This is a genomic window from Nocardia sp. NPDC004260 (assembly GCF_053603155.1).
Genome location: NZ_JBSGEZ010000136.1, coordinates 1 through 9,113 on the forward strand (window position 1 = coordinate 1; position 9,113 = coordinate 9,113).

General features: G+C 62.8%; 6 protein-coding genes and 2 pseudogenes. 4 read left to right on the forward strand and 4 right to left on the reverse strand.

Annotated elements, in window-relative coordinates; genetic code table 11:
• Positions 1–187 (forward strand): annotated as a pseudogene (locus ACWEO7_RS36945) (IS630 family transposase); the annotation flags it as partial.
• Between the two features lie 526 nt (positions 188–713).
• Positions 714–3,053: a TOTE conflict system archaeo-eukaryotic primase domain-containing protein gene (locus ACWEO7_RS36950; RefSeq protein WP_452430206.1), complete on the forward strand. Its 2,340-nt coding sequence runs from the start codon at positions 714–716 to the stop codon at positions 3,051–3,053.
• Positions 3,054–4,956: 1,903 nt separating this feature from the next.
• Here ACWEO7_RS36950 and ACWEO7_RS36955 read toward each other — a convergent pair.
• Both ACWEO7_RS36955 and ACWEO7_RS36960 read right to left on the reverse strand, forming a co-directional pair.
• Positions 4,957–5,313, reverse strand: a complete 357-nt coding sequence (locus ACWEO7_RS36955; RefSeq protein ID WP_452430208.1) for a regulator — start codon at positions 5,311–5,313, stop codon at positions 4,957–4,959.
• The gene (locus tag ACWEO7_RS36960) at positions 5,310–5,591 is read right to left on the reverse strand and encodes a hypothetical protein (protein WP_452430209.1); all 282 of its coding nucleotides are present in this window, start codon (positions 5,589–5,591) and stop codon (positions 5,310–5,312) included. Before ACWEO7_RS36960 ends, ACWEO7_RS36955 begins: the two co-directional genes overlap by 4 nt.
• A gap of 70 nt (positions 5,592–5,661) precedes the next feature.
• On the opposite strand from ACWEO7_RS36960, the pseudogene ACWEO7_RS36965 reads away from it, so the two are divergent.
• Together ACWEO7_RS36965 and ACWEO7_RS36970 are read left to right on the forward strand one after the other, a co-directional pair.
• Positions 5,662–6,171: pseudogene (locus ACWEO7_RS36965) on the forward strand (ferritin-like domain-containing protein); the annotation flags it as partial.
• Positions 6,172–6,307: 136 nt separating this feature from the next.
• On the forward strand, positions 6,308–7,207 hold the full coding sequence (locus tag ACWEO7_RS36970) for a hypothetical protein (protein ID WP_452430211.1): 900 nt from the start codon (positions 6,308–6,310) through the stop codon (positions 7,205–7,207).
• Between the two features lie 212 nt (positions 7,208–7,419).
• On the opposite strand, the gene ACWEO7_RS36975 is transcribed toward ACWEO7_RS36970, so the two are convergent.
• Together ACWEO7_RS36975 and ACWEO7_RS36980 are read right to left on the reverse strand one after the other, a co-directional pair.
• Positions 7,420–8,385, reverse strand: coding sequence for a hypothetical protein (locus ACWEO7_RS36975; protein WP_452430213.1), 966 nt, complete (start codon positions 8,383–8,385; stop codon positions 7,420–7,422).
• Positions 8,386–8,454: 69 nt separating this feature from the next.
• Positions 8,455–8,751: a hypothetical protein gene (locus tag ACWEO7_RS36980; protein WP_452430214.1), complete on the reverse strand. Its 297-nt coding sequence runs from the start codon at positions 8,749–8,751 to the stop codon at positions 8,455–8,457.
• Positions 8,752–9,113: the final 362 nt, after the last annotated feature.

The window sequence follows — 9,113 nt, forward strand, 5'->3', positions numbered from 1 at the left end:
ACCCCACCTCAACCCCGACGAACTGGTCAACGCAGACCTCGAACGCACCCTGGCCGACCAGATCATCCTCGATCGCGACCAGATGCACCTGGCGGTGCTGTCGTTCTTCCGACGCATCCAGAAACTCCCCGGCCATGTCCGCGGCTACTTCCATGCCCCACACACCGTTTACGCTTCAACCATTTAGATCCGGGACAATGCGTGTCGGTGCTCCTGTCAATGGTTCAAGGTCATCCAATTGAAAATTGGCTCGTTCGCAAATGTGCAGCGATTCGATGAATCAAGTGCGAGGCGGTCTCGACCTGAACTGACGAAGGATCCTTCCGGCAGCCGCGTGGCCGCTCACTGGTGAGTGCGGCGTCTTCTTGATCCGGTTTGCCTTCAGCGCGATCTGGACCGACTTACTCTATGAAGAGGGGATACCCGGCCCGGACGGCAAGGACCTGACAGGCACGTTCGTGTTGCCCCCGCAGGCCATCCCGGCCGGACGCCAAGCCCATCAGTAGCGGCGCACGCGGATGATGTGGCGAAAACGCGTCGAACCCGTCAGCCGGCCATTCCGAGATCAAAGCGCGGTCTTCTCGAAGTCACCCGAAAATCGCTGGTCGGGCCGCGCAACTGGCTCGGGTCGGTAGGTGTTTGTCGCTGTGTCCGGTTCGAGGGCGAGGGGATCGGATTCATCTCGGCTGTGTGGCGGTGCACACTGTGTTCCTGTGAACGGTTTTCCTGGCGAACTCGAGTCGCTGCGCGCGGAGAACACCCGGTTGCGGAATCTGTTGCGGCTCACCGAAGAACAGGCACGCGCGGCCTCCCCGTACCAGACCGCGGCCGCCCGGACGCTGGTCGATATGCGGGCGACGCCGGAGGCGAAGGTCAGGTTCTATCTGGATCTGTTCGGCTGCCGCTTGGATACGTATGCTGTGCGGTGGGAGAACCCTCACGATGGCCGCTCAGGCTGGGCTCCGGCGATCCGGGGTCGTTGGCGTAAGGGCATGTCCGCCTCGGAAGTGTCCTATCTGCCGTTGACCGAGGACGTCGTGGACCGGCATCTGCGCGGTAAGCACCACATCGGCTTGTATCCGCTGGCCGACGACGACACCTGTTGGTGGGTGGCCGCGGACTTCGACAAGGACACCGCCATGCTGGATGCGTTGGCGTACCTCAAAGCCGCCCGCGCTACCGATATTCCGGCCGCGCTCGAAGTGTCGCAGTCCGGCCGGGGAGCGCACGTGTGGATCTTCTTCGCCCAAGCCACACCCGCGGTCTCCGCTCGGCGCATCGCCACCGGCTTGCTCGCCGAAGCGATCGGGCTGCGCGGTCGAATGAGCCTGTCCAGCTATGACCGGTTGTTCCCGTCGCAAGACACCCACACCGGCCGTGGGATCGGTAACCTCATCGCCGCCCCTTTGGCCGGAGCCCGCCGCCAACACGGCACCACCGTCTTCCTGGACCCCGCGACTCTGGAGCCGTTCGAAGACCAATGGGCGTACCTGTGCAGCATCCCACGACTGTCCCTCAAACAGGTCGGCTCGCTCGCGAATTCTCTGCCCCAACCCAAGGTCGGCCACGACGTGCGTCGCCTGCAGTTGCCGACCTCATCGAAGATCGTGCCCAGACCAGCAGCGTTTGTTCGCGCGTCGTTCGGTGCCCGCATCCAGGTGACGGCCACCGATTTGGGTCCGGCGATGATCTCCGCGGTCAAACACGCCGCCTCCATCCCCAACCCCGAGTTCTTCACCCGCCAGCGCGCCCGCCGAAGCACCTGGGACACACCGCGATTCCTGCGCAGCTACGACGAAACACCCGACGGTGACCTGATCCTGCCCCGCGGCCTGCTGCCGCTGCTTACCACACTGATCGAATCCGCCGGCAGCGCCCTGCGCATCGACGACACCCGCGTCGACGGCAGACCCCAGACCTTCACCTGCTCGACCGAACTACGCCCCGAGCAACAACAAGCCCTGCACGCCATCGACAACGCGGACACCACGCTCATCGTGGCGCCGCCCGGGACCGGCAAAACCGTCATCGCCTGCGCAGCCATCGCGACGCGCGCCACCGCCACCCTGATCATCGTCGACCGCAAAGCACTCGCCGACCAATGGCGGGCCCGAGTCGGCGAGCACCTCGGCGTGAAGTGCGGGCAGATCGGCGGCGGCCGATCCAAGACCACCGGCGTCATCGACGTCGCCTTGTTGCCCACGCTCGCCCGCAAAGCGGGTATCGAGGAACTGACAAGCGGCTACGGGTTCATCGTGGTCGACGAGTGCCACCACGTAGCCGCGGGGGCGTTCACCGACGTCCTCAACAAGATCTCGGCCAAGTACTGGCTCGGCCTGACCGCCACACCGTACCGCCGCGACCGGCTCGACGACCTCATCTACCACCAGCTCGGCTCCCACACCCACACCATCGAACCCATTAAAGCAGGCCAGCTGCCGTCCAACGACGCCGCACCAACCCCGCACCCGGTCCTGCACGTCCATCCCACCCGCTTCGCCTACAACGGCGACGCAGACCCTACCCAGCCCGGCGGGATGGCGAAGATTTACCGAGCCTTGGCCGCCGACGAAGACCGGCTCGAGCAGATCGTCGCCGACGTCACCGCAGCCCACCGCGGCGGCGCGAACATCCTCGTGCTGACCACCTGGGTCATCCACCTCATCGCGATCGCCGACAGGCTCACCAACGTCGGATGCGGCGAGGTCCTCGTCCTGCGCGGTGGAATGGCCGCCCGCGAGCGCCGATCGACCGCGGACACCATCACCGCCCACCTCGCGAGCGGATCGCCCCTGTTGATCGTCGGCACCGGCCCCTACATCGGAGAAGGGTTCGACTGCCCCGCCCTGGACACGCTGTTCCTCGCCGCCCCCGTCAAGTTCAAAGGCCGCTTGATCCAGTACGTCGGCCGCATCACCCGTGCCCACCCCGGCAAGACCACAGCCACCGTGCACGACTACCACGACGCCCTCACACCCGTCATCGCCAAAACACTTCACGACCGAGCACCCGGATACACCGAACTCGGCTTCCCCGACCCACGCAAGCACTGACCCACCCAACGAGACTCCGCCACAGGCGCATGGCTGCGGGCGGTGACGAAGACACAGCCGTGACAGGTGATGCCACTGACACGCTGGCCCAGGCAGCGCAGGCGGAGGTCGCGATCGTGATGGCGGATCTCGGCTTCGGCGATGCAGCACAGCCGCACCGGGAACACCGAGACCATAGTCGGCCTGACGGCACCGACGAAGGAGTGGTCACATTGGCCGCAGTCGCTGGCGTAGAGTCTGCGCGAACTGCTCAAGGGCTTACAGCGCACGTCCATAGACGGCGAAGAACAACAGGAACTCTGTCTGCCGCCGCAGGGCGGAGTTGGGTCCAAACCGCGCCGCCGTCGCCCACCAGGCCGAGAACGCGCGTAATGGTTGGGGCGGCGCGCGCGAATGCCGCGCTCGGGTCGATGCCGACTGGACTACCGGCCGATGTCGTGTCCACCGCTGCCCGTTGGGCCCACGGCGCTCATGACGGCTGGAACGCGCCGGATCGCGTTGTCCGCGACTGGGCGCGTGAGCTACGACAAGCAGCGAATGCCGTGGGGCGTCCGGTTCGGAACGCCGTCGACCAGGAGATCCAGGCGCCGGAGGCGAAATTCGAAGCGCTGCAGACACAGGCGGGCGCCTCCGGCTGGTCATCAGCATGCGCTTGTCGGTCACGGCCAAGTTGGATGCGATCGAGGGTGTCACGAAGCGTTGCGGCCGCGTATGGATCCGTCTCGCCGGGGTCGGCGCTGAGCTCCTGGCCGGGGTCGGTGTTGCGGCTGCGAGCTGATGCTCGGGTGCTCGGGTGCTCGGCGGGCGTACAGCGAGCGCGGCCGTGGCGAAGGCGAGGGCTCGTTCGGCACGCTCTGCTCACGTGCAGCGGCGACGAGCCCGCTGGTCTGGCGAGCCTGGTTCAGCAGCCTGCGGCGCTGCGGGTCCGCTGTGACACTGGCGCACCTCGTTCTTCAGCTCCTCCACCCGCCAGCTGATCTCGTCGACGACCACCACCGGAGTCGTGCGATCGAGCCGTGTCAGCACTGCGACGACACCAGCGATTCTTTCTTCCAAAACTGAGCATCTTCTTGCCCCTGGATTTCCAGATAACCGGCTGCGTCCCGTCCGAGCCCAGGGTAACCCCGTCACCAGGACCGAGAGGTGTTCTCTATGATGGGAACTGCACCGTGAGAGGCGAATACGACTCCCATGCATCGTTCGAGAACCTGGGCGGTCATGGTCTTGTCGCTGCCGAACCCCCCGTGACAAGCCGATCAGTGGCAGCGGGCCGGGGCCGTCGCGGCGGGACCCGGGATCCGGCATCTTTCAAGCGGACGAATCCGTGGCGGTAGGAAGCGATGTCGAGTCGGCCGTCGGGGTTGGTGATGAGAGTGTTGCTCTCGGCATCCCACAGCAAAACGTGATACCGCTGATCGCGGTCACCTTCCCGACCCACGGCATGCAAGTGGCCGATCGCCGGTGTGGTGGTGATGGCCCGTCGGCGGGAGTGTGAACCTGGTGGTGGTCGCAATGAGCGGGCAACGACCCAAATGAAGAGGCTCGTGTGATCGACACGCCGGGAAGTGCACGGCCGCTTGATGTAGGTGCCGGTGATCGGCGCTACACGCATCGCTACGATGACCGCCGTGGGAGAAGAATCCCGTCGACATCCGGATGCGTGAATCCCTCTCCGGCATCCAGCGGTCGATCACTCGGCCGCTACCCACGCAATAAGGAAGTTTACTCAGTCGACACGCCTCGGCGTATCCGCGCTATCCGGTCTATATGCCTTGAGGTCCGCCAGGGGCGGCTCAAGCCACCCCTGTAGCTGTTGTGTTCCGAAGTCCGGGGCGCGACGCCTATCTATCTCCCGTATTCCGGCCGTGCCGGTCAACAGGTTCCGGACCGCTCATGGTGGAGGTCAGGCGGAGTGCGGAAGGTTCCGCAACGCCTGGATCGCCTCGTCGACAGTGATCATCTTTCGCTCTGGATGCTCGGTTGCCTCGATCTGGTGATCGACCCATTCCCGCAGCAGGCTGGACACATCGGTGCCGCGTTCCTTCGCCAGCTCGGCGAGTTTATCCTTCTGCGCTTTCGAGAAACGGACCGTTGTCGGCACCAGCCCTGCTGACTCCATCTCTGCGGCATCCGGCACCGGCAGTTCGGACACATCGGCTGGTTCGCTGCTGCGAACCAGCCGCCCCGCCAGAAAATCGGCCATCAGATCGGCGTCGGCGGCCTGAGCGCTCAGTTCTTCGATGCGGTGTTCGATGTTCATTGCTGTGCCTCCCACACGGTGTATTCAGCGGTCTCGTCCACCTCAAGGGGGCGAGCTGCGTAGATCAGCCAGTCCCAGTGATCTACTTGGATTACCACCACGGCGAGGGCGCGACCTTCAACCGTGCGGCTGAAGATCTGGAGCACTCGCGCGTCGACCTTCGACTCGATCCGCTGCGGCCACCGCCGCGGATATCCGAGTGCCTGCATTACCTCGGCTTTCGTGACGTCGTGAAGGTACTGAGTGTCTGCCACGTCGTCCCGAAAGTGATAACCCACAACCGAGAGCATACAAGCGAATACACCGGTGCGGAATAACTTGCACCTCCGCCGACCAATATTGGGGCCAGGGGGTGTCTCGGAGGTGACCGGCCCGTTCCTCGGCCCGCACGGTCGCCGCGGTCAAAGCGCTGGCCGACCAAGCGCAGCCGTTCGAGGAGGCCCTGCTCGATGATCTCACCCTCGAACACCAACCGCTCGACCGGGCCCGCTACATCAAAGCCCTCGCCACCACCGCCGGGCAACGCAAGGTCGTCGGGTTGGCGGACCGATTGATCACCGCCCACACCAAGACCGTGGACTGGCTGACCACTGTCCTTGCCGAAGACGCCCTCGGCGGACCCGCCACGCTGCGCCCCACCCTGCTGAAAGCAGCAACCGGGACCGCGGTGAGACCGTTCAACCGCCCGTCGACTGGTCCGCTCGCGGCCTGGACCGGGCGCTGGACACCGTCCGCACCACCCGGCCCGCCCTCGGGGAACTGCTCGCGCAAGGCGGCCGCGCCAGGGACGTCGCGGTCAAAACCTTCACCGCGTCCCGGGACGCGGCGCTGGCTACCGCCGAGCAGGTCACCCGACGTGCACTCGATTGATAGAGTGAGCTACGCGTCATGATGTTGCGGCGGAGTTAGATCGCTATATGGGCGTCGGTGGTCAGCATGGTCTGCGATCGAAAGATTCAGACCATGAACACGAGCAAGGTGCGTACAAGGCACAATGAAATACTTTGATAACAAACTGCGTGAGTTTTTACAGCACATTAAATCAGGACTAGATGATTCCATCTATTATGTAGCCCGAATCAAGGAGAGGCCGTTACGTGAATCAACTACCGTACTGAAAGGCGGCGTCGAACGGCAGGTCGATATAGACCATGACGCTGGATCTAGCTTTCCTGGTGCGGGTGAGCCTTTCGTCGTTGACAACGCAGCGCAATCGCCATGGCAGCAGGTGCGAGCGATGCACTTGACCGTGGATGATGAATTGACAAAGACCCTCGGGCGTGGCGTCAACCGAACCTTCGTCGTACGCGACACCGGCAACAACGGCTTGTACATCTACAAGCCGGCCTCCGGAGAGAATTTCGACGGCGTCGACTGGATCCCTCCTATACCAGGCGAACTGGCAAAGAGGGAAGTTGCAGCATTTCGCATAGACCAACTATACGGCTTCGGGCGCGTACCGCCGACCATTATAGCCAATGGCCCACATGGACCGGGATCGCTACAATCGTACATCCAATTAGGAAAAGCGAAGAAATGGAACCAATACGATACTGTGCAACGACAGCAGGCAGCGATTCTCCATCATACTATAGGCCATATCGATGGCGGCCCGGAAAATTACGGACCCGACCTGGACGGCAATTTGATTTCCTATGACCACGGGCTTGCTTTTCCCGAGGCGCCGCACCCGCCAGCTCATCACTTCGACTCGGATTTCATCATAACTCATCGCGGGGAACAAATCGATGAAACGGTGATGCGTGCCGTTGATGCTGTTGAGCCGGACAGAATTCATGCCGCGCTCAACGGTCTGGTGAGCGAGAGCGCAATAGAAGGGGCGGTGATTCGACACGAGACCGTGAGATCGGCAGGGATGATCCCTCGCGCATGATCTGTAGGTGCACGAAGTATGCTGATTCCGGAACCAATCCGCGACAGTGGGGAGTCGGGCATGGAGCGGCGTGTGAGCACAGTCTTCCGCCCAGCTCTCGACAGCGTCCTCACTTCGCCGATGCATCCGCAATCGGGCAAGTCAGGGGTGCCGTTAAAAGACGGCATGGCGGCATGCATTACATCACTCTCGCTGGAACCGACGGATGCTCATTAAGAAAAACTTTTGGGGAACCCACCTGGAGGGATTCTGCCGTGTTGCTGCACCTCGGTGAGTCGGTCGATGACCCGGTCGACGGCAGATGGGCGCAGCTTCAGGTCGTTCAAGGCGACGCGCACGTGAGCCGGATCGACAGCGCGAACGGCATCCAATACCTCGCTGTCGAACGGTATCCCTTGATATCGGCTGCCGAATGGATCCAATGAACTGGCGAAGAATTCGGGCGTTTCAGGAAAAGCTAATCCGTGGTCGATCGCGACGATATTTCCGTTCAAGTCGGTTCGGAAGTTGCCATAAGGGTGGCGGTCGGTGTTGCCGATGATGTAGTCGAATGCCGCCATCCGCTGTTGTTGCAGCTTCGGATACTCCGTGGGGTTACGCGCACCCGTCGACGGTACGAATTGTTGCACCGATCCCCAGCCCTTGGGCCCTCTGACCATAGCGGTAGGTGGCACGAGGCCGAACCCGAGCGCCTCGTCGACACGGAAAGCAGCAACCTCCCTCTTCGCATACTCGCCCGGCCTCTTGGGTATTCCGACACTACCAGCGGAGGTGACGGTGAGGTCAAGATTCTCGCCGGAGATCGGCTTGTAGATGTTCAGGTCACCGTCAGTGGAACGCAGGAGGTACACATCATTCGAATGTTCCTCTTTTATCCGCGGTTCGGCTCCGCCGCGACGGCTGGGCTTCAGCAGACGCCGGGCCTGCATGGTTTGCTCGCGAGCACTGGCCACGTATCGGACCTGCTGAACACCAGCCGATGACACCTGCCGAGCTTCGGCCACCATCGATGTCGGCGACAGACCTCGGGAGTCGACTTCCGTGAACCGCTCGACCGATTCCACGAGCAGTCCGTTCGCCCCCTTGAGAGGGCGTGCGGCAGCCTCCCCTCCTCTGGGAATCCAAACACCCAAACCATCGGCCATCTGGCGCAGAAGCCGGGTGATGCCATTACTCACCGCAACGGCCACCAAAGACCAGGGAAGCCAATCCAGGGTCCCATCGAACGGTGACCAAGGACTCGGCGGTCATGGTCGATGCCCGTGGTGAGGGCTTTCGTCGACAAAGCGGTAGTAGCTCATTCGGAACGGCTGAAGCAGCGCCTTCATAAACTCCGCCCCGTCTCGCGGCAGTACACGGCGAGCCTCACCAAGGATTTCGATACCATCGTCGAACCACGCCCGAGCGAGAAGGCAACCCTGCGGATCCGCGACATCGAGAACGACACCTTCATGCTGGGTCAACCGGAATACGGCAACCATCTCCGCGCGCCCGGACCCGAGATCATAGACGACAACAACGGTCGGATATTGTTCAATCATCATTCAACACACAGGACCTCTCTACTTTTACCAGCCTCGAACGGAGGCTGGGACAAGGTGTCAGCATAGATATGCCCCGTGGCATTGGCCGGTCAGACGCGTCGCGTCCGGCGCTGATCTTGCGCCAGACAGGTTACCTGCTGCCAGCCGACCACACGTCCCGCAGCATGGGGCAGGCTCGTGACCAACGATCTCGTGAAAACTGGCGTTTAGAGTGGTCGGCCCTCGTCGTTGTGTGCTGAGTAGTTATTGAACTGAAACTCTTGGTTTCCTTGCTCGTTGATGGTTGTGTGAGTGATCAGGACGCGCGGCGGTTGTCGCCCGCTGCGCAGGAGGTGGTGCGGTTGCGGGTGGTGGCCGCGCTG

Bases quoted from the DNA above. Each gene is read 5' to 3' on its own strand.
- ACWEO7_RS36955 (WP_452430208.1), bottom strand. From the start codon at position 5,313: ATGAACATCGAACACCGCATCGAAGAACTGAGCGCTCAGGCCGCCGAC.
- ACWEO7_RS36970 (WP_452430211.1), top strand. From the start codon at position 6,308: ATGAAATACTTTGATAACAAACTGCGTGAGTTTTTACAGCACATTAAA.
- ACWEO7_RS36980 (WP_452430214.1), bottom strand. From the start codon at position 8,751: ATGATGATTGAACAATATCCGACCGTTGTTGTCGTCTATGATCTCGGG.